The 19,747-nt window shown below is 68.5% G+C and carries 15 protein-coding genes; 8 read left to right on the forward strand and 7 right to left on the reverse strand.

Annotated features, from left to right (window positions below; translation table 11 throughout):
* Position 1: 1 nt before the first annotated feature.
* The 4 genes from ASC91_RS26825 to ASC91_RS26840 all read right to left on the reverse strand — a co-directional run bounded on the left by ASC91_RS26825 (position 2) and on the right by ASC91_RS26840 (position 8,006).
* Positions 2-1,021, reverse strand: a complete 1,020-nt coding sequence (locus ASC91_RS26825) for a PHB depolymerase family esterase (protein ID WP_235532119.1) — start codon at positions 1,019-1,021, stop codon at positions 2-4.
* A gap of 53 nt (positions 1,022-1,074) precedes the next feature.
* A complete protein-coding gene (locus ASC91_RS26830; RefSeq protein ID WP_056205272.1) occupies positions 1,075-1,497 on the reverse strand; it encodes a hypothetical protein in 423 nt (140 codons plus the stop codon).
* 92 nt (positions 1,498-1,589) lie between these two features.
* Positions 1,590-4,199: a zinc-dependent metalloprotease gene (locus tag ASC91_RS26835; protein ID WP_056204821.1), complete on the reverse strand. Its 2,610-nt coding sequence runs from the start codon at positions 4,197-4,199 to the stop codon at positions 1,590-1,592.
* Positions 4,200-4,265: 66 nt separating this feature from the next.
* Positions 4,266-8,006, reverse strand: a complete 3,741-nt coding sequence (locus ASC91_RS26840; protein WP_200955359.1) for a glycosyl hydrolase family 8 — start codon at positions 8,004-8,006, stop codon at positions 4,266-4,268.
* A gap of 243 nt (positions 8,007-8,249) precedes the next feature.
* On the opposite strand from ASC91_RS26840, the gene ASC91_RS26845 reads away from it, so the two are divergent.
* From ASC91_RS26845 to ASC91_RS26860, 4 genes are read left to right on the forward strand one after another with little or no spacing between them, the layout of a single operon-like run.
* On the forward strand, positions 8,250-9,854 hold the full coding sequence (locus ASC91_RS26845; RefSeq protein WP_056204823.1) for a glycoside hydrolase family 43 protein: 1,605 nt from the start codon (positions 8,250-8,252) through the stop codon (positions 9,852-9,854).
* Positions 9,851-10,888: an aldose epimerase family protein gene (locus ASC91_RS26850; RefSeq protein ID WP_056204826.1), complete on the forward strand. Its 1,038-nt coding sequence runs from the start codon at positions 9,851-9,853 to the stop codon at positions 10,886-10,888. Before ASC91_RS26845 ends, ASC91_RS26850 begins: the two co-directional genes overlap by 4 nt.
* Before the next feature lie 11 nt (positions 10,889-10,899).
* Complete coding sequence (gene araD, locus ASC91_RS26855) at positions 10,900-12,627, forward strand: L-arabinonate dehydratase (RefSeq protein WP_056205274.1); 1,728 nt, start codon at positions 10,900-10,902, stop codon at positions 12,625-12,627.
* Positions 12,628-12,635: 8 nt separating this feature from the next.
* Entirely contained in the window at positions 12,636-13,346 is a 711-nt protein-coding gene (locus tag ASC91_RS26860; RefSeq protein WP_056204829.1) for a ribonuclease activity regulator RraA, read from the forward strand.
* Here ASC91_RS26860 and ASC91_RS26865 read toward each other — a convergent pair.
* A complete protein-coding gene (locus tag ASC91_RS26865) occupies positions 13,333-14,604 on the reverse strand; it encodes an SGNH/GDSL hydrolase family protein (RefSeq protein ID WP_056205277.1) in 1,272 nt (423 codons plus the stop codon). The genes ASC91_RS26860 and ASC91_RS26865 overlap by 14 nt on opposite strands.
* Before the next feature lie 134 nt (positions 14,605-14,738).
* Positions 14,739-14,945 carry a hypothetical protein gene (locus ASC91_RS26870; protein ID WP_157282173.1) on the reverse strand — a complete coding sequence of 69 codons (207 nt, stop codon included), beginning with the start codon at positions 14,943-14,945 and terminating at the stop codon, positions 14,739-14,741.
* Positions 14,946-15,265: 320 nt separating this feature from the next.
* Here ASC91_RS26870 and ASC91_RS26875 point away from each other — a divergent pair, with 320 nt between their 5' ends.
* The 3 genes from ASC91_RS26875 to ASC91_RS26885 are packed head-to-tail and all read left to right on the forward strand — an operon-like array spanning position 15,266 to position 17,048.
* Positions 15,266-15,598: a hypothetical protein gene (locus ASC91_RS26875; protein WP_056204835.1), complete on the forward strand. Its 333-nt coding sequence runs from the start codon at positions 15,266-15,268 to the stop codon at positions 15,596-15,598.
* Complete coding sequence (locus tag ASC91_RS26880; protein ID WP_056204838.1) at positions 15,595-16,614, forward strand: hypothetical protein; 1,020 nt, start codon at positions 15,595-15,597, stop codon at positions 16,612-16,614. The genes ASC91_RS26875 and ASC91_RS26880 overlap by 4 nt, the downstream gene beginning before the upstream one ends.
* Before the next feature lie 29 nt (positions 16,615-16,643).
* Positions 16,644-17,048: a carboxypeptidase-like regulatory domain-containing protein gene (locus ASC91_RS26885; RefSeq protein WP_056204841.1), complete on the forward strand. Its 405-nt coding sequence runs from the start codon at positions 16,644-16,646 to the stop codon at positions 17,046-17,048.
* 51 nt (positions 17,049-17,099) lie between these two features.
* On the opposite strand, the gene ASC91_RS26890 is transcribed toward ASC91_RS26885, so the two are convergent.
* Positions 17,100-17,393, reverse strand: a complete 294-nt coding sequence (locus ASC91_RS26890; RefSeq protein WP_056204845.1) for a hypothetical protein — start codon at positions 17,391-17,393, stop codon at positions 17,100-17,102.
* A 181-nt stretch (positions 17,394-17,574) separates the two neighbouring features.
* On the opposite strand from ASC91_RS26890, the gene ASC91_RS26895 reads away from it, so the two are divergent.
* Positions 17,575-19,731 carry an acyl-CoA dehydrogenase gene (locus ASC91_RS26895; protein WP_235532120.1) on the forward strand — a complete coding sequence of 719 codons (2,157 nt, stop codon included), beginning with the start codon at positions 17,575-17,577 and terminating at the stop codon, positions 19,729-19,731.
* Positions 19,732-19,747 lie beyond the last annotated feature (16 nt).

Genomic DNA, 19,747 nt, shown 5'->3' on the forward strand with positions numbered 1-19,747 from the left:
TTCAGCGCTCGAAGAAGAAACGCATCATTTCCGCGCTGGCATCGGGCCCACGAGCGTCCGCGTAGGAGCCCGACGGATCGCCGCCCGACCAGGCGTGGCCGGCACCCCGCACCAGCCATTGCTCGGTCACGACCTGGCCTTGCGCGTCCTTGTGCAGCCGCCGCCTGCAAAAACGCCCGCCGCGCTGGAGACCTTGCTGTTCATCCACGCTGACGGCGGTGCAGCCGTGGGTGGCCGCCACCTGGTCGGCATTGCTCGGATGGACCGTGGCATCGGCATCGCCGTGGAAGACGATCATGCGCACGCCGGATTTGGCCTTGCCCGACGGCGTGGGGCTGCTCCGGCCCTGCATCGCGGCCAGTGCGCCCGGCAGGTCGCGCGCCGCACCGGCAGCGAGCCCGGAGTGCACGCCTGCCGCGGCGAAGACGTCTGGGTGCGTGTCGGCCAGGATCGCCGCCATCGCGCCGCCGGCAGACAGGCCGGCCACAAAGATGTGTTTGGCGTCGACGCCGTGGCTGGCAGCGATGTGCTGAACCATCGCGGTCAACAAGGCGGGTTCGCCGCGGTTGCGGCCCTGGTGGTTGTGCTTGAACCAGTTCCAGCAGCCCTGCGCATTGGCCTGGCGCGCCTGTGCCGGGTAAAGCACCAGCGCGTTGTATTCGGCACCGAGCGCGTTCATGCGCGTGCCCTTGGCGAAGTCGTCGGGATTCTGCGTACAGCCATGCAGCATGAGGACCAACGCGCGCGGCTTGTCAGCCTGGGCCGGCGGGATGAACAGGCGGTAGTCGCGTACGCCAGCGCGATGGGTGTAGTGGCCGCTGACGAACTGCGAGTTCGCGCTGACTTCAGGAGCGGCCGCCGGCATCCCTTCTTCAATGACACGCGCTTCGACGTCAATGACGGCGTCATCCAGCGGTGGGGAGGGGCGAACCGGCGCTGCGCTGCGTTCCAGCGCCTCGGTGATGGCCGCCATCGCGGCCTGCAGGTCGCCGGCACGCGTGAGCGCGGTGGCGTTCTTCATCAATTGACCGAATTGCGGATGCATGGGGACTTTCAAGAGTCGAGCGGCCCGGCTTAAAGCAGCCGCCCGACCAGGGCGGTTTTGACGGCGGGACTGGCGTGGAGGGCGCCAAGCACGGTCAGCGACTCGATGGTGGCGAGCGCCAGTTCCGGCGTGACATCGGGCGCGATGACGGCGAGGCCCAGCACGCGGATCTGCAGCTTCTGCCCCGCCGCCTGGACCTCCGCCAGGTCGGCCGCGCTGAACTGCTGGATGCCCAGCACGATGCTCTTGCGCGAGACCACCTGGCGCACCACATCTGCGTGCGTCGCGATCTGGTTGCGAATGGCCGTGCGGATCAGGTCGCTGCGGTTGGCATAGAAACCCTCCTGCACCAGCAGGTCGATCTGGCCCAGGTCGACGCAGCCGATGTTGAGGGTGAGCTTTTCGTCGACAGGCTTGGCCGCCTTGGGCGAGAGCAAAGGTGTGGAAGGCATGGCGCCATCATGCAACCATCCACTTGGATTCCACTAGCCTTATTTTGTAAGCGTTTCAAAGCGCCCGGCCGAGCCAAGGGCGGCAGGCCGCATCAGTCGCTGTCCTGCCCGGGCAGCAGCGCAGGCCAGGGCCAGCACTGCGATTGATCCGCGGGCTCCCAGGCATCCGCGGCCTGGTAGCCGATGACGCGCAGCAGCGAAGCCAGCGGGTTGGCGGCAGGGGCGAACCTGGGGTCCAGGGCCTTGTCGATGGTGTCCACCAGGCCTTGCAGATGGGCACGCTGGATGCGGTCCCCGCTGGTGGCCTTGGCACTGATCACACCCTTGAGATCGCGCAGCTCGGCCCTCACCACGGCTTGGCCGTCGTCCAGGCCCATCAGGCCGGCAATGCTGAGGCCGGTGAAATTGAGGCGCGCAGCGAGGGTGTCGACATAGTGGCGCTGCAGGCCGCGGCGCGGCGCGGCGATGGCAGCGCCGCTGGCGAGTTCGGTGAACACGCCGCGGCGCAGCTCGGACAACAGCTCGTCCAGGCGGTAGGCCTGGGCGCCGAAATGCGCCTCCTGGGCTGCCAGGCGCTGTGTGCGGGCAGGGTCCAGCATCATGCGCAGCAGGCTGCGCTGGGAGGTGCTGACCATGCCGGGTGGCTCGGACGCGCGCAGGCGCTGGGTCACGGCCGGGTCCAGCAGCCATGGCGGGGTGGCCAGCAGTTGGCCGGTCAGGAACTTCACCGCGCGAACCTGCTGGGCGCGAGGCACGGGCGTGGCAATGGCGCCGGGCTGGTCGTTGTGCTTGTTCTGCACGCCGTAGCCGCCCACGATGGCCGCCACGTGGCTGAGTTCGCGCAGCCACTGCGTCCAGGTGGCGCGGTAGAGATCCTCCAGGGTCTTGTCGTCCTTGCCGTCCTGCGGCACGAGGCCCGGCAGCATCTTGACCACGCGCTCCAGGTTGCGCATGCCCAGCGTGGTGGCAGCCACGGCGTCCGCATCGCCGACGGCCTCGGCGTTCTCGCCGAAGTCGCCGCCCTCGGCCTTGGGCGCGCTGAAGCGCAGCCAGGGCTTGCCGTCCTGCTCGCGCGCCCACAGGTTGAGCTGCTGGCGCTCCTCTTCGGGCGTCTTGGCGCTGGGGATGGGGGTGTAGCCCCAGCGGGTGGCGAACACGTCGTAGGGGCCGATCTTGGGAATCAGCAGCGCGGGATCGACGTTGTCCTCCGGCTGGACGAGGTAGTTGAAGCGGCTGTAATCCATCAGCGTGGGCACATGGCCCATGGTCTTGAGCCACTGGGGGTCGCGCAGCTTGTCCACCGGGTACAGGGAGCTGGCCTTCATGTTGTGCGGGAAGCCCAGCGAATGCCCCACCTCGTGCGTGACGACGAAAGCCACCAGGTCGCCCATGAGGTCATCCGGCAGCGGCAGCTTGCGGGCGCGCGGGTCCAGCGGGCCCACCTGCGTGACGTACCAGTCGCGCTGCAGCTGGACGATGTTGTGGAACATCACGATGTTGGCGTTCAGGATCTCGCCGCTGCGCGGGTCTGCCAGGTGCGGGCCGTAGGCATTGGCGGTGGGCGACGGCACCCAGCGGATGACGCTGTAGCGCACGTCCTCGGGGTCGAACTCCGGGTCTTCCTCGGGCGTGGGGAATGGCCGCGCCTGCACGGCGTTCTTGAAGCCCGCGGCCTCGAAGGCCTCGTTCCAGGCCTCGACGCCCTTCTTCACATAGGGCACCAGCGAGGTGGGCGTGGCCCTGTCGATGTACCAGACGATGGGCTTGACCGGCTCGCTCACCGCGGCGCCGGGGTCCTTCTTCTCCAGCCTCCAACGGGTGATCAGGCGCTCGCGCCGGACCTCGTGCGCGCCGGCGCCGAAGTCGGTGCGGCTGACGCTGAAGAAGCCCACGCGGTCGTCCAGCAGGCGCGGCATCATGGGCTGCTGGGGCAGTTGCACGATGCTGTAGGCCAGGTTGAGCGACACGCTGCGCGCCGCCTGCATCTGCGGCAGCACGGGCAGGCCCGGTATCGTGGGCATGGGCGTCGGCATGACGGTGTAGGTATGCACCGCGTCCACCCGCACGCTGCCGGGGAAGGCCTTGGTCTGCTCCACGTAGCTGCGGCTGCTGTCCACGCCGCCGCGCACCATGGCACGGGCGCTGAAATCGCCCACTTCGGAGTTGAACAGCCGCGTGACCTCAATCACCGGCGCGCCGTCCTTGCCGAAAGCCTCCACCGGAAACACCGCCAGGATGGCATCCCGCTGGGACAGGCGCACGGCGTCCGCGATCGGGCTGCCCGGCGCGCTCACCGCATCGTGCGACACGAGCTGCAGCATCACGCGGTTTTGCTTGAGCACGAAGCGCAGCACGTCCTGGTTGAGTGTGCGCCCCACATGATCCTGGCCCGCGGGCACGGCGGTGGCGTTGGCCACCATCAGCAGCGGCTGCTCCAGCAAGGCCTTGGGGATCTCGAAATAGAGCTTGTTCTTGAGGTTGTGGACGCGGAACAGGCCCTCCTGCGTCTTGGCCTCGGCCGTGATGACCTTGTCGAAGGGCTTGGGCTCGGTCACGTCGGGCGCCGCCGGGCGCGTTGCGCCAGCGGGCGCCGAGGCGCCGGAGGCCGGCGGAGCGGGGGGCGTTTGGGCGAAAGCCTGGCTAACGGCCAGAGCCAGCAGCAGGGCGGCTGACAGCGCCCGGCTTTGCGTCTTGTTTTTCATGGCATCCCTTGGGTCCGGCGCACCACAGCGCGCACGGTGGGCATCATAGGCAAGGGGCCGACGCGCTCACCAAGCCTTGAAGCGCCCCGTGACATGCAGCAGCGCCATGAACTGCAGCAGGCCGTCGTAGTAACGCCATTGGCCGGCGGGCGGCTCCAGCGCCCAGAGATCGTTGACAAAGCGCGCACCCAGCGGCTTGTCGACGAGTAAGGCCGCGACGGCATTGCTGGCCATCAGGCCCGTGGCGGCCTCGTCATTCAAGGGTTTGCCGTCCACCGTGTAGAGATGCGGATAGGGCTTGCCGTACTTGCCTTGTGAAGCAAAGAAGCCCAGCAGCTTGCGGCTCAGGCCCGCGGCGTCGGGGTTCTTGTCCCACCAGGCCTGGTCGACGCTCCAGTTCACCGCCGTGCGGAAGGCGTCGTAGCGGAAGTCCTCATGGCCCTCGTGCACCCGGGGGCGGCCGTCGAATTCGGCGTAGTCGGGCGTCAGGCCGGTCCTGGGATGAGCCGCCACGGAGAAGTAGGCGCGGCTGATCCCGGCGATCTCGGCCCAGCGCTCGCGGTCCTCGGGTTTGGCGGCGCGGCGGGCCCAAATCTCGTAGAAGGCGGGCAGGTGGTAGGACGGGTCGCTGAAGTCGGCCGCCTTGCCGATAGGCACGAAGACGACCTGGCCGCGCTCGGGCGAGAACATCGAGCGCACGCCATCGACGATGCCGCCGTTCATCTGCTCCTTGTGCAGCATGGTGCTGAGCAAGGCCTGGGCCTGGGCGTTGTAGTCGTACAGGCCCTGGCCATTGCCCCAGCGGGCGGCCGCCATCAGCAGCGCCGTGGCGAAGTACTCCTCGCCGTCGGACGCGGGCACGGTGTCCTTGTCGCAACCCTTGGGCTGGCATTGCCAGCGAAAGTAGCCGGCGCGCGGGCCCGTGCGGTAGCGCATATGCGTGGCGGCCCAGTTCCACAGCGCGTCGAACTCCGCCTTGCGGCCCATCTGCACGGCAATCATCATCCCGTAGGACATGCCCTCGCTGCGCACATCGGCGTTGTTGACGTCCAGCACATAGGCCGCCGGGCCGTCGGGGGTGGCGGGCGCGGGGTAGACGACACGGTGTTCGGCGTCGCCCTCGAACAGCGACTGCCAGTAGCCGGCCAGCCTGGCGTCGATGTCGGCCTCGGTCACGCTGGGGCGGATCTCGCGCAGCAGGTTGCGGTAGTTGCCGGTATGTGCCGCGCCACGCGGCGGGAGGGTGACCGAGGCCAGCGGTGCCAGCACCAGCTTTTGCAGCACCGCGTTGTCATCGAGGCGCCAGACCTTGATGACATGGCGGCCGGGCTGCAGGCTGGCAACGCGTGCGCTGAGCACAAAGCCGTTGTCCTTGACGGCCTGCGCCCAGTCCTTCTCGCCGCGGCTCAGCTCGGGGCCTGCAGTCGGCACCAGGTTCAGCTTGAGCTCCTGCGCCGGCAACTCGTCGACGGCCACGGCCAGGCGGATGCCGCCCGCATTGCGCGTGTCCAGCGTCGGCACCATGTGCAGGCTGAGCAGCGTGTCGCCGGCATGCGACGTGTCGACGTCGTACTCCAGCCGCACGCCATCGGCCAGCGTTGTCGGCGCGTGGCCTTGCGGCAAGGCCGTCACAGCGCCGAGGCCGTGGCCGAGGTTGGGGATGACCGTCCAGGTCAGGCCCTGGCCGTTGATGGCGCGGCTGAAGCGAATCGCCTCCAGCGTGATCGCGTTCGACGGTTCTGCCGTGGCGCGCTCCAGCTGGCGTTGAACTTCGGCCGGATCGGCGCTGCCCGCCACGCGCTTCACCGCCGGCATGATGTTCTTGTCCGGCTGCTGCCAGCTCGTGTAGCCGATATGGGTCTGCAGCATCATGCCGGCCCATTTGCCGTTCGCGAGGGCGTGGTACTGGTCGGCGATGGCCTGGTCGCGCTGGAAAGCGGCCTCGGCGCGGTCGGCAAAGACATTGGCGCGTGCGTCACCCGCCGCAGCCAGCTTGCGGTTCCATGCCGCCGCGTAGTGCAGCCGGTAGAGGTTGGCCATCGCCAGCACGGGGTGCTCGATCAGCTGGAAGTAGGCGTCGAGCTGGTCGGCCTTCAGCCCCGCCTTGACCTTCGCCACGCGCGCTTCCAGCACCTCCCATTCGGCGACGCGGCGGCCGAAGTCGCCGCCATCCAGCGCATCGGGCGAGGCGTTGCCGAGACGGAAGCTGCCCGCGTCGACGAGCTCAGGCTTGCGCCGTGCCGCATACTGGCTGTAGCGAGTGACCAGCTCACCGATCTCCGCGGCTTGAGCGCCGCTGAAGGTCCGCGCCGCCCAGTCGCGCGGGTAGGCCGTCAACGCCGCCGGCGTCATGCGCGTGGGCGACCAGGCCATGTCGAGGAAGAAGCTGATCGGGAACTCCATCGGCTTGATGTCGCCGACGTTGACGATCCACAGCGCGTCCGCTCCGCGCTCGTGGGCCAGGTTCATCTGCTGCCAGGTCTTCTCGATCTGGTTGGTGTTGAGCCACTTGTAGTTGCGCGGCCCGCCCACGTAGTCGAAGTGGTAGTACACGCCGTAGCCGCCCTTGCGGTCGAGGTCTTTCACCGGCAGGCGGCGGATCTGGCCCCAGTTGTCGTCGGCAAACAGCAGCAGCACGTCGTCGGGCACCTGCATACCCTTGTCGTAGTAGTCCTGCACCTCCTTGTAGAGGGCCCACATCTGCGGCGTCTTCTCGGCCGGCTGGCCGGTCACGTCGGCAATGATCTTGCGCTGGTCGCGCACGACGCTTTCGAGCAGTGCGGTGGCCGTGCCCTCGCTCATCGGCTCGTCGCCGTCGCCGCGCATGCCCACGGTGACGAGGGTGTCGAAGGCCTTGCCGCCGGGCCGGCCCATCGTGCGCTGGATGCCGCCGCGCCAGAACTCGCGCAGCTGCTCGGGGTTCTTCGCGTAGTCCCAGGCGCCGCCCTTGGAGCGCGCCCATTCGTCATGAGCCCGCGACATCGGCTCGTGGTGGGAGGTGCCCATGACGACGCCCATCTCGTCGGCCAGCACCATGTTCCTCGGGTCGTCGGCATTGAAGGCGCGCGGCGCCCACATGGCCGGCCACAGGTAGTTGCCGCGCAGGCGCAGGATCAGCTCGAAGACATGGGCATAGAAGGCCGAGTTGGCGCCGCCGAACCTGGCCTGCGCCCAGGTGCTCAGCGCCGGCGCCTCGTCGTTGATGAAGATGCCGCGGTACTTGACCTGGGGCTGGTCGTCACGGGCGCCCGCGGTGATGAAGACATCGGTCTTCTTTTCCACCGGCACGTCCGCCCACCAGGCCCAGGGACTGACGCCCATGCGGGCCGACAGGTCGTAGGTGCCGAAGACCGCGCCGCGGCGGTCAGAACCGACGATGACGAGGGCGCGGGCGACGCCCGGCCAGGGCTGCTCGACGACCACCTGGCGGTAGGCCTCCCAGCGGCCCTTGAGCCCGTCGAGCTTGAGCTTGCGGCGGGCGACGAGATCGTCCAGCATGGGGCTGCGCCCCAGCTCGCCGATGACCACGATTTCGCCGCGCGCGTCGGCGATACGGTTCAGCAGCGCTGCCGGCTTGCCCGACACGCGCTCCAGGTCCGCCGCGAAGTTGCGGCTTGCATGCTGGAGCGCCGGATCGGCCGCAGCATCGACAACAACGCCAGCCGCCTGGCCCGCCTTCACCAGTGCCAGCGCGCGGCCGGGGTCGCGCGCGCAGACCGACACGGGTGCGTCGCAAGCCAGGGCGGGCACGCAAACGCCAGCCGCGACCAGCAGCCCCGCGAGGATTTTCAAAACACGACGAATCACCGCTAGTCTCCACGCCCGGCGTCCTGGCACGGGACGCTCTTTGGCCATTGATGTTTACGCAATCAGTTTTAAAGCACAAAGATGATCGCGGGGGCTTCTCGGGATTTTCCCTGGTATCTCAGCCCACTTCTGCCCGATGCGCGTCGCCATGATGAATTCCAGAAAGGCGCGCTTCAGTCTATTTATGGTAGCGTAACCTTTTCGAAGCCGCCCGCACTGCCCACGTCCAGCAGGCCACGATTCATGATCCACAACCCCGTGCTGCCCGGCTTCAATCCGGACCCCTCCTTCTGCCGCGTCGGCGATGACTTCTACATCGCAACCTCCACGTTCGAGTGGTACCCCGGCGTGCAGATTCACCATTCGCGCGACCTCGTCAATTGGACGCTGGTGACGCGCCCGCTGAACCGCAAGAGCCAGCTCGACATGCGCGGCAACCCGGACTCCTGCGGCATCTGGGCGCCCTGCCTGTCCTACGCGGACGGCCTGTTCTGGCTGGTCTACACCGATGTGAAGCGCTTCGAGGGTAACTTCAAGGATGCGCACAACTACATCGTCACGGCGCCCAGCATCGAGGGCCCCTGGAGCGACCCGGTCTACGTGAACTCGTCGGGCTTCGATCCCTCTCTCTTCCACGATGAAGATGGCCGCAAGTGGTTCCTGAACATGCTGTGGGACCACCGCACCGGCTCCATCGGCGGCCAGCCCAAGGCCTCCGCATTCGCCGGCATCCTGCTGCAGGAATGGGACGCCGAACGCCGCCAGCTCGTCGGGTCGGTTACCAACATCTACCGCGGCACGCCGCTGGGCCTGGTCGAAGGGCCGCACCTCTTCAAGCGCCAGGGTTGGTACTACCTGATGACGGCCGAGGGCGGCACCGGCTACGGCCACGCGGTGACGCTGGCGCGTTCGCGCGCGCTGCATGGCCCCTACGAGACCCACTCCCAGCGGCACGTCGTCAGCAGCAAGGACGCACCCGACGCGCCGCTGCAGCGCGCCGGCCACGGCCAGGTCGTGCAGTTGGCCGACGGCAGCGTCTACCTCGCCCACCTCTGCGGCCGGCCGCTGCCGGGCACGCGGCGCTCGCCGCGCGGCCGCGAGACGGCCATCCAACGTTGCGTCTGGGGTGAGGACGACTGGCTCTACCTCGCCGACGGCGGCATGGTGCCGGCCGTCGAGGTGGCTGCGCCCACTGATGCGCAGCCGCTGCCGCGCGAAGCCGTGCGGCGCAGCTTCGTCAACTGCCCGCGCCTGCCGCAGGAATTCCAGTGGCTGCGCACGCCCGAGCCTGACCGGCTGTTCACGCTCACCGGCGGCGCACTGCGGCTGACCGGGCGCGAGTCGGTGGGCAGCTGGTTTGAGCAAAGCCTGGTGGCGCGGCGCCAGGAGGATGCCGGCTTGCGCGCCGAGACGACGGTGGCGGCTTTTTCTCCCGACACCTACCAACAGGCCGCGGGCCTGACCCATTACTACAACCGCCACAAGTTCCACGCCCTCCTCATCACCTGGGCGGATGGGCTGGGCCGCGTGCTGAGCATCCTGTCCTGCCCCGGCGATTGGCCGGACAACCGGTTGCAGTTCCCCCTCGGCGAACCCGTGCCTTTGCCCGCCGAGGGCCCCGTGCAACTCGCTGCCGACATCGACGGCCCGCATCTGCAGTTCCTCGCCGACTGGGGCCAGGGCTGGCAGCCCGTGGGGCCGGTGCTGGACGCCAGCGTCATCTCCGACGAAGGCGGCCGCGCCGAGCATGCCTCCTTCACCGGCGCCTTCATCGGCATGCTGGCCTTCGACACCAGCGGCCGCGCCCAAACGGCTGACTTCACCCGCTTCGACTACCTGCCTCGATGAGCACCCAGGGTTCAGCAGCCGATCCCGCGGTCTTCACGCTCGGCACGGCTGGCGGCCTGCAGATCCAGGTCAGCGACTTCGGTGCGCGCTGGCTGTCCTGCCTCGCGCCCATGCCGGATGGCAGCCGGCGTGAGGTCGTGCTCGGGCACGCGACGCCGGCCGATCACCTGCGCGAGCCCGGCTTCTTTGGCGCCATCGTCGGCCGCTATGCCAACCGCATCGGCGGCGCCGCCATCACGCTGGACGGGCGCGCGCATCGGCTCGTCGCCAACGAGGGCGAGAACCAGCTGCACGGCGGTCCGGATGGCTTCGACCGCCGCAGCTGGACGGTCGTCGACCACGGTACGCACCACCTGCGCCTGGCCCTGCATTCGCCCGATGGCGACCAGGGCTACCCCGGTGCACTGAGCGCCGAAGTCGAGTACCGCCTGGACACGCAGCGCCCAGTCCTCACGCTGCACTTCGGCGCCCGCGTGAGCGCGCCCTGCCCGGTCAACCTGACCAGCCATCCCTACTTCAATCTCGACGGCTCGGCAGCGCCCGTGCTCGGCCATCGGCTGCAGGTGGCCGCGAGCGCGATGCTGCCGGTGCGGCCCGACATGGTCCCGACCGGCGAAGTCGCCCCGGTCAACGGCACGCCCTTCGATTTGCGTCAGCCACGCCCCATCGGCGATGGCCTGGGCCAGGGCGAGCAGCAGGCGCACGGCAGCGGCTACGACCACTGCTTCGTGCTGGACGAGAACGCCGCCCGCGGCGAGGCGCCCGCCGCCGCGCTGGTCTCGACCGACGGGCGCCTGGCCATGCGACTCTTCACCAACTACCCTGGCCTGCAGGTCTGCAGCGGAAATTTCGTGCACCATGCCAAGGGCCGCGACGGCCTGCCCTTTTCACGCCATGCCGGCATCGCGCTGGAGCCGCAGTTCTTCCCGGACGCGCCCAACCACCCGGCCTGGCGCGAGCAGGGCTGCATCCTGCGCCCCGGCCAGACGCTGGCGCGCTGGATGCGCCTGGAGTTCGACGCCCTCGCCCGATGAAGCCGCTGCCCATGACCAAGACCCCCGAAGAGCTGCGCAGCGCGCGCTGGTTCGCCAAGGACGATTTCCGCAGCTTCGGCCATCGCAGCCGTGTGCTGCAGATGGGCTACGCCGCCGAGGACTTCATCGGCAAACCCGTCATCGCCATCGTCAACACCTGGAGCGATGCCAACCAGTGCCACAGCCACTTCAAGCAGCGGGTGGAGGACGTCAAGCGCGGCGTCCTGCAAGCGGGCGGCTGGCCACTGGAACTGCCGGCCATTTCGCTCAGCGAAAGCATGGTCAAGCCGACGTCCATGCTCTATCGCAACTTCCTCGCGATGGAGACCGAGGAGCTGCTGCGCAGCCACCCGGTGGACGGCGCCGTGCTGATGGGCGGCTGCGACAAGACCACGCCCGGCCTCTTGATGGGCGCCCTCAGCATGGGCCTGCCCTGCATCTACCTGCCGGCCGGCCCGATGCTGCGCGGCAACTGGCGCGGCCAGGTGCTGGGCTCGGGGTCGGACGCCTTCAAGTACTGGGACGAACGCCGCGCCGGCCGCCTGAGTGACCAGGCCTGGGCCGAGATGGAGGCCGGCATCGCACGCAGCCACGGCACCTGCATGACGATGGGCACGGCGGCCACGATGATGGGCATTGCCGAGGCGTTGGGCTTCACGCTGCCGGGCGCCAGCAGCATCCCCGCGCCAGACGCCAACCACATCCGCATGTCGGCGGAATGCGGCCGGCGTATCGTGCAGATGGTGTGGGGGGACCTGACGCCAGCGAAGTTGCTCAGCAAGGGCAGCTTCGCCAACGCGATTGCCGTGGCCATGGCCATGGGCTGCAGCACCAACGCCATCATTCATCTGGTCGCCATCAGCCGCCGCGCCGGGCTGCCGGTCACGCTGGACGACTTCGACGCGGCCAGCCGCCATGTCGGCGTCATCGCCAACATCCGGCCCAGCGGGGATGCCTACCTGATGGAGGACTTCTTTTACGCCGGCGGGCTGCCCGCGCTGATGAACGTCATGCGGGACAAGCTCGACCTCGGCGCGCTGACCGTCAACGGCCGCACGGTGGGCGAGAACGTCGCCGGCGCCGAGGTGTTCAATGCCGATGTGATCCGGCCACTCGACAACGCCATCTACGCCGAAGGGGCGCTGGCCGTGCTGCGCGGCAACCTGGCGCCGGACGGCGTCGTCATCAAGCCCAGCGCCGTGGCGCCCCATCTGCTGCAGCACACCGGCCGGGCGCTCGTGTTCGACGACTACCCGAGCCTGAAGGCCGCCGTCGACGACCCGGATCTGGACGTGACCGGCGACGACATCCTCGTGCTGCGCAACGCCGGCCCGAAGGGTGCCGGCATGCCGGAGTGGGGCATGCTGCCTATCCCGACCAAGCTGCTGAAAGCCGGCGTGACGGACATGCTGCGCCTGTCCGACGCACGCATGAGCGGCACCAGCTACGGCGGCTGCCTGCTGCATTGCAGCCCCGAGGCCTTCATCGGCGGCCCGCTGGCGCTGGTGAAGACGGGCGACTGCATCACAGTCGACGTGCCGGCCCGCCGCATCCACCTCGAAGTCAGCGACGAGGAACTTGCCGCGCGCCGCGCCTCCTGGACACCGCCGCCCGCGCGCTACGAGCGCGGCTACGGCTGGATGTTCGCCCGCCACATCCTGCAGGCCCATGAGGGCTGCGACTTCGATTTCCTGGAAACCAGCTTCGGTGCACCGGTCCCCGAACCTGTCATCTACTGAGAGCCATCATGAATCCCGACACCCGAAAGAAGCTCATGGGCGTCAGCACCGCCACGCTCTGCACCGCCCTGTTCAAGCGCGGCCTGCGCGGTCAGTTCATCCAGGACGTGCGCCCGCTGAACCCCGGCCTGCCGAACATGGTCGGCCCGGCTTACACGCTGCGCTACATGCCGGCGCGCGAGGACCTGAACGACATCAGCGTGTTCAAGGACCGCAGCCATCCGCAGCGCAAGGCCGTCGAGGAATGCCCGGAAGGTGCGGTGCTGGTCATCGACAGCCGCAAGGATGCGCGTGCCGCTTCGGCGGGCGGCATCCTGGTGGCCCGGCTGATGGTGCGCGGCGTGGCCGGCGTCGTCACCGATGGCGGCTTCCGCGACAGCCCGGATATTGCCCGCTACAGCATGCCGGCCTATCACTCGCGCCCGAGCGCACCGACCAACCTGACCCTGCACCAGGCCATTGCCATCAACGAGCCGATCGGCTGCGGCGATGCGCCGGTGTTCCCGGGCGATGTGATCGTCGGCGATGCCGAGGGCGTCATCGTCATCCCGGCCCACCTGGCCGACGAGATCGCGAACGAATCCGTCGAGATGACCGTCTTCGAGGACTACGTGCAGGACAAGGTGATGGGCGGCCGCAGCGTGCTGGGCCTGTACCCGCCGACCGACGCCGACGTGGCCGCGGACTTCGCGGCCTGGCGCCAGCTCAAGGGGCGCTGACCTTCGGGCATCGCCTGTCGAGCACTTCGACAGGAAAGGCTTCGGCCATCACGCGATAGCCGGCCAGCGACGGATGCAGGCCGTCGTTGTCGACCTCGGCACGCAGGAATGCCGGACGCGCGGGGTCGCGCATCAACGCATCGAAGTCCACCAGTGCATCGAAGCGTCCCGGCTCACGCAGCCAGGCGTTCAGCGCCTGGCGATCGGCCTCGTTCTCGGCTTGCGGTGAGTAGTAGCCGCTGCCCGAATAGGGCATGACGGTCGAGGCGATCAAGCAGACGCCCCGTGAGCGGGCACGCTGGGCGAGGTCAGTGAAACCCGCCTTCATCTCGGCCAGCAGCGTGGCGCGAGACTCGGGCGTCGTCGGCCGGCCGCGATGGCTGACGCCGAGATCGTTGACGCCGATCAGCACGACGGCATGCGTGGCGCCGGTTCTTTCCAGCACGTCGCGGTCAAAACGCGACACGAGGTTGGGGCCGAGCCCGTCGCGCAGCAGGCGCCCACCGCCGATCCCCGTGTTGATGACCGAGACCTCCCGCTTCTCGGCCATCAGGCGACGCGACAGCACATCGGTCCAGCGTTGGTAGCTGCCCGACGGCACGCCATAGCCGTCGGTGATGGAGTCACCCGTCGCGACGAGGACGGGCAGCACCCTGGCAGCCCGCACGTCCAAGGCTGCCAGATGTCTCCAGCCTTCCTGGGCCACGGCCTCGGGCCAGTCCGCCGTGCCAACGCGATCGCCTGGCACCGCCCAACTGCGGATGCGCGAACCTGGATGCATACTGGCCTGCGCCGGCCCGGCCTGCACATGCATCTGCACGGCGACATCGGCCTGGCGTGGGACGGCGAATTCGATCACGTCGCTCCAAATCTCGGCATGCGCCGGCACGACGACTTCACGCCGACCCCCAAAGCTCAGCGAACGCAGGCTGGCCGCGTTGACCACCACGCCGTCCACCAAGGCCACGCTGGCCGCGCCCAGGGTCAGCGGCTCGGCGCCGAAGAGGTTGCTGATGCGCACCCGCAGGGCCCGACCTGCGGCGTCCACGCGCACGATCTGGCGCAAGCTGACGTCGCGCAGGGGCTGGCGCCACGGGAGCGGGGCGTCAGCTGGCGGCGCCTGCTCCAGCTGCGCGCTGGCCCAGGCCGCCAGCCAGGTGCCGCCGGCATCGTCTCGCGGCGCGCCGGCGCACCCTGCCAGCAGCAGGATGGCAGTCAGCAGGCCGAATCGGAGGCTCGCTCTTGGAGATGGGCTCATGCCAAAATGATAGCGCAACCATTTGCTCGCCATCCAGGCGGCCCGGGGAGCGTGGTTGTTGCACCTGCAGGCCCTGTCCAGAACTCCCGGCTTGCCTTTTCAGCCGCGATCTGCGCCCGAGTCCTGCGCGCTTTTCATCCGCGTACCGGCGCCTGGGCCAACTGGGCCGACCACAGCGGTTGCGTCGCGAGTTCCGCGGCGGTGACGTCGTCTGCCGTCACCGCATATTCATTGCTGCTGCGCTCAACAAAATAGGCAGAGCGGTAGCGCTGCAGCAGCCCCCCGAGTGCCCTGCGGGCCTGATTCGAAGGGCCATTGAAGACGAGGGTCAGCGTGGTCATGGTCGGTGCTTTCATCAAGGGCCGAGGTCATCCCATCGGCCCTCCTTGAACGCCAGGCAACCCGTGCGGTTGACGTTCAAGGTTGATACAGCTTGTGAGCGCACCGCCCAGGCTAAGCGACCCGGCCTACAGGCGCCCCATCAGCAGCAGCACCAACACGATCAGAGGAACCGTGAGCCAACGCCGCCTCGGGACGAAGCGCAGGCCCTGCCAGGACCCGCAGACATCCTCACATCCTCAAAACAGCTGACATGCCGTTCCCGCAGGCTTGATGGGCCTGCCGTGAAGGCGCACAGTGCCAGCCTCGCCAGGAGATCACGATGCGATTCAGCCGCCTCGCCGCACTGTCCCTGGCCATGCTGCCGCTCGGCGCCATGGCAGGGGCGCTGTACGGCACCGTCCGCTCGGATCATGGGCCGCTGGGCGCCGTACAGGTTCAGCTGGCCTGCCCCCGCTTCGGGCAGGGCGCACGCATCACGGAGGCGACGAGCGATGCCAACGGCAGCTTCGCGCTGCGCCTGCCCGTGAATGGCAAGTGCGAGATGCGCGTGCAGCGCGGCACCAGCATCGGCCCGCCATTCGAGGTCTATCTGTTCGAGAACCCCGTGCGCTTTGATTTCGTCGTCGGGCAGCGGCTGGAGAAGCTGCGGTGACGGTCAAGGAGGCGGACAAGGTCAACAACAAGGCGCAAGACAAGGGCAAGCCCGGCGAGAAGGACACCGGCGCCACGCGCCTGGAGTGGATCAAGGCGATCGGCATGCCGGTAGTGACGCTGATCGTGACGGTGGTGGGCGGCTACTACCTGACCGGCCTGCAGAAGGAACGCGAGACGCGCGAGGGCAACGAGAAGCTGTACGCGCAGTTGCTGACGCAGCGCGAGCAGTCGGACGCGCAGATCCGCAAGGACATGTTCAACGTCGTCATCAGCAACTTTCTGAAGGAGCCCAAGAAGGGCGACCTCGAAACGCAGGTGCTGCAACTCGAACTGCTCGCGAGCAACTTCAACCAGTCGCTGGACCTGGCGCCTCTGTTCAAGGACGTGGCCCGCAAGCTGACAGGCAAGGACGCCTCGTCCACGCCGCGCAATGCCGAGTTCAAGAAGCGACTGGACCTCAGCGCGGCCAACCTGATCTCCAAGCAGGTAGACAGCCTGTCGCACCGGGGCTTCGCCAAGGGCTATCCGCAGCCGCTGGGCGGTTGGGCAGAAAACTTTGGCAAGCCCTTCATCGACGAGAAGATCACGCTGCAGCGCCTCATGCCGCGATCACGAGCGGCACCGGGCGGCAAAGGCGAATCCATTCACTTCCAGGTCGAGATCGTGGATGTGAACCTGGAGCGCCGCGAGGTGGAGGTCAGGCTGCGCGTCGACTTCCCGGGGGACTCGGAACAGGACGTGGACCGGCATTTCTGGGTCAGCCAATACGACTTCCCCATGCTGGACAACACGCAGTTGCCGCAGGGGCTTCGCTGCTCCATCGTCATCACCGAATTCCTGGTGCCGGACGGCCCCGCGGACAGCCGCGAAGCCAACAGCGCCGTCAAGTTCCACCTGGTCGTCTTTCCTGCTGCGAGCGCCAGCTTCAAGGAACGCCAGGACTATGACGACGTGCTGACCGACATGTTGAGGTTCAGCGCCAACCGAGGCGAGAAGGAGGCAGCACGCCCATGAACACAATTCCACTGCCCTGCCGCCGCTCCTTGCTTTGCGGCGTCGTCCTGGTCCTGGCCGCGGCGCTGCGTCCGCAGCACGCCCTGGCATACGCCGCAGCATCGGCGCCCACCGGCAATGACGACGAGGCCCCAAAAGGCAAACCGCCAAAAGACAAGGATCGAGATCGGGACAAATCGACCACCCGGCTGGTCGTCAAGGTCAGTGGCAACGGCAAGCCCGTCAGCCACGCCGATGTGAAGGTCAAGGTCGGCGGCGGTGACGGCATCTCCCTCGTGACCAATGACCGCGGCGAAGCCTCGCTGACTCTCAACGCCCCGGGCGCGGCCGAAGTCCACGTGATTGCGCTGGGCTGGGCGTCCGGTCGCGGCGTCGTGGAACTCAAGGCCGGCGAGCCGACCTCGCTGCAGATCGAACTCAAGAAGTCGCAGTGAAGGCGGCTGCGGATAGCGCCCGGTGAGAAGGGCCCGCCGCGAAGCTCGGGCTCAGGGCGCGGCGATGCCGTCGATGCGGTCCAGGCGCACGATCATGCGGCCAAACTGCTGATTGCGCAGTTCAACCCACAGCCCCGGTTCGATGCGCGTCACCGCGCCCGAGATCGTCTGCCCGGCCACGTAGAGCGTGATGCCGCGCTTGTCCTGCAGCGCCGTGGTGAGCGCCTGCTCGATGCCTCGCGTGGCATCGGTTGCATGAGCAACGCCCGACACGAAGGCGCAGGCGACGACGAGCGCGGCCAGCGCACGGCGTGAGGAAAAGGGGCGGGACGGTTGCACAGACATGGCAGGGCTCCTGAATGCTGGTTGGACGGGCCTTGACTGTGCTCGACGCGGGTCACCAGGAGACGTCAGGCGAGGCAGGGGTTTGTTTCGTTTGTTGTTCGTGCCGATCTTGAGAATCAGACACGGCTGACGCTGCGCCACCCTCGCCTGGCGCAGCATGGGCCCCAAGGAGACCACAGCCGTGATCGCAAGCTTGCTCGGCCCGTTGCTGGGTCGCTGGGCGTTTGAACCGTTCGCCAAGGCCTTGCCCCAGATGGGCGACACCGAGCGCGCGGCGCTGGAGGCCGGCACGGTGGGTTTCGAAGGCGCATTGTTCGCCGGCGCGCCGGACTTCGACCGCCTGCTCGCCATGGCGCCCAACCGCCTGACGGCCGACGAGCAGGCCTTCCTGGACGGCGACGTGCGCGAGCTGATTGCCATGCTCGACGACTTTGCGATCGACGAGGCGCACGACCTGCCGCCCGAGGTGTGGCGCTTTCTGCGCGAGCGGCGCTTCTTCGGCATGATCATCCCGCGCGAGCAGGGTGGCCTGGGCTTCGGCCATTTCGCCCACGCCGCCGTGGTGACCCGTATCGCCACCGTCAACGTGGCCACCGCCGTGACGGTCATGGTGCCCAACTCGCTGGGCCCGGCCGAACTGCTGCTGCGCTACGGCACGGACGCGCAGAAGGCCCACTACCTGCCCCGCCTGGCGGACGGCCGCGACCTGCCCTGCTTCGGCCTCACCTCGCCGTACGCCGGTTCCGACGCTGCGGCCATCCCAGACACCGGCATGCTGACCGAGCGCGAGATCGACGGCCACACCGTGCGCGGCTTCAGCGTGCGCTTTGACAAGCGCTACATCACGCTCGCACCGGTGGCCACCGTGGTGGGGCTGGCCTTCCAAGCCGTGGACCCGTCGCGCCCGCCGGCGGAGCAGCATCTCGGCATCACTTGCGCACTGATCCCCGTGCCCACGCCGGGGCTGGAGATCGGGCGCCGCCACCGGCCGATGAACTCCGCCTTCATGAACGGGCCCATCCACGGCGACGATGTGTTCGTGCCCATGGACTGGGTCATCGGCGGCGAGGCACAGGTGGGCCAGGGCTGGCGCATGCTGATGGAATGCCTCGCTGCGGGGCGCGCCATCTCGTTGCCGGCGTTGGGCGCGGCCATGCAGCAGACAGCGCTCTACGTGATGACGGGCTATGGCCGCATCCGCGAGCAGTTCGGCCTGCCCATCGCGCGCTTCGAGGCCATTGCGGGTCTCATAGCCCGCACGGCGGCGGATCTGTACGCGTCCGACGCCGCGCGCCGCTACACGGCAGCGGCACTCGACGCCGGCGAGCGGCCCAGCGTGGCCAGCGCCATCCTCAAGGTGCAGCTCACCGAGGCCGGCCGCCGCGCCGTCAGCACGGGCATGGACGTGCTGGGCGGCAAGGGCATCATCAGCGGCCCGAGCAACCTGCTGGGCGTGGCCTATCGGCATGCGCCCATCGCCATCACGGTGGAAGGCGCCAACCTGCTGTCGCGGGCCCTCATCATCTTCGGCCAGGGCGCCGTGCGCTGCCACCCACACGTGATGGACGAAATGGCTGCCGTGCAGGCCAAGGACGAAGCCGCGCTGGGCCGAGCCCTGCTCGGCCACGCAGGCCACGTCGCGCGCAACCTCGGCGCCAGCCTCTTCGGCGCCGGCCTGAAGGGCCGTGTGCCGCCAGGGCTTGAAAAGGAAGCCCGGCTCATCGCCCGCTTGTCGGCCAAGTACGCGCTGACGGCCGACCTCGCGATGGGGCTGCTCGGCGGGCGGCTCAAGCGCATGGAGCTGCTGTCCGCGCGGCTGGGCGATGTGCTCTCCCACCTCTACCTGGCGGCGGCCAGCGTGTGGCGCTTCAAGGTGGAGGAGCAGGGCGAGGGCGACCCGAAGATGCTGCCATTCGCCCGGGCCGCCATCCGCTTCCGGCTCGAAGCCGCCGCGGCCACGCTGCGAGATCTGCACGCCAACATGCCTTCGGGCGCGTTGAAGGCGCTGTCGCCGCTGCTGCTGCACGGCACCCGCCACCTGGCACCGCTGCGCGATCGCGATCTCGTTGCGCTGGCCGAATCACTGCGCACCGATCCCTCGCTCGTGGCCCGCCTGTGCCCCGACTTCACCCCGCCGGCCACCGGCGGGCTGCGCGACCTGGCCGACGCGCTGCGCCTGGCCGATGCATTGGGCGGCGCCCCAGCCGAGGCGGTCTCCGAGCTGAACCGCGCACTGCGCCGCACACGCTCGCTGGAAGCCGCCGCCGCCAGCTCGCGCGACCCCGAGGCCGCGCTGGCATATCTGCGCGCGGCGGACAAGGTCATTCAGGTGGACTGACGCGACGAAGCAAGGT

It is taken from the genome of Pelomonas sp. Root1237 (assembly GCF_001425055.1).
In the GTDB taxonomy this organism is placed as follows: domain Bacteria; phylum Pseudomonadota; class Gammaproteobacteria; order Burkholderiales; family Burkholderiaceae_C; genus Pelomonas.

Coding starts and splice junctions, on each gene's coding strand:
- ASC91_RS26825 (WP_235532119.1), bottom strand. CDS start 1,021: ATGAAGAACGCCACCGCGCTCACGCGTGCCGGCGACCTGCAGGCCGCG.
- ASC91_RS26830 (WP_056205272.1), bottom strand. CDS start 1,497: ATGCCTTCCACACCTTTGCTCTCGCCCAAGGCGGCCAAGCCTGTCGAC.
- ASC91_RS26835 (WP_056204821.1), bottom strand. CDS start 4,199: ATGAAAAACAAGACGCAAAGCCGGGCGCTGTCAGCCGCCCTGCTGCTG.
- ASC91_RS26845 (WP_056204823.1), top strand. CDS start 8,250: ATGATCCACAACCCCGTGCTGCCCGGCTTCAATCCGGACCCCTCCTTC.
- ASC91_RS26850 (WP_056204826.1), top strand. CDS start 9,851: ATGAGCACCCAGGGTTCAGCAGCCGATCCCGCGGTCTTCACGCTCGGC.
- araD (WP_056205274.1), top strand. CDS start 10,900: ATGACCAAGACCCCCGAAGAGCTGCGCAGCGCGCGCTGGTTCGCCAAG.
- ASC91_RS26860 (WP_056204829.1), top strand. CDS start 12,636: ATGAATCCCGACACCCGAAAGAAGCTCATGGGCGTCAGCACCGCCACG.
- ASC91_RS26865 (WP_056205277.1), bottom strand. CDS start 14,604: ATGAGCCCATCTCCAAGAGCGAGCCTCCGATTCGGCCTGCTGACTGCC.
- ASC91_RS26870 (WP_157282173.1), bottom strand. CDS start 14,945: ATGACCACGCTGACCCTCGTCTTCAATGGCCCTTCGAATCAGGCCCGC.
- ASC91_RS26875 (WP_056204835.1), top strand. CDS start 15,266: ATGCGATTCAGCCGCCTCGCCGCACTGTCCCTGGCCATGCTGCCGCTC.
- ASC91_RS26890 (WP_056204845.1), bottom strand. CDS start 17,393: ATGTCTGTGCAACCGTCCCGCCCCTTTTCCTCACGCCGTGCGCTGGCC.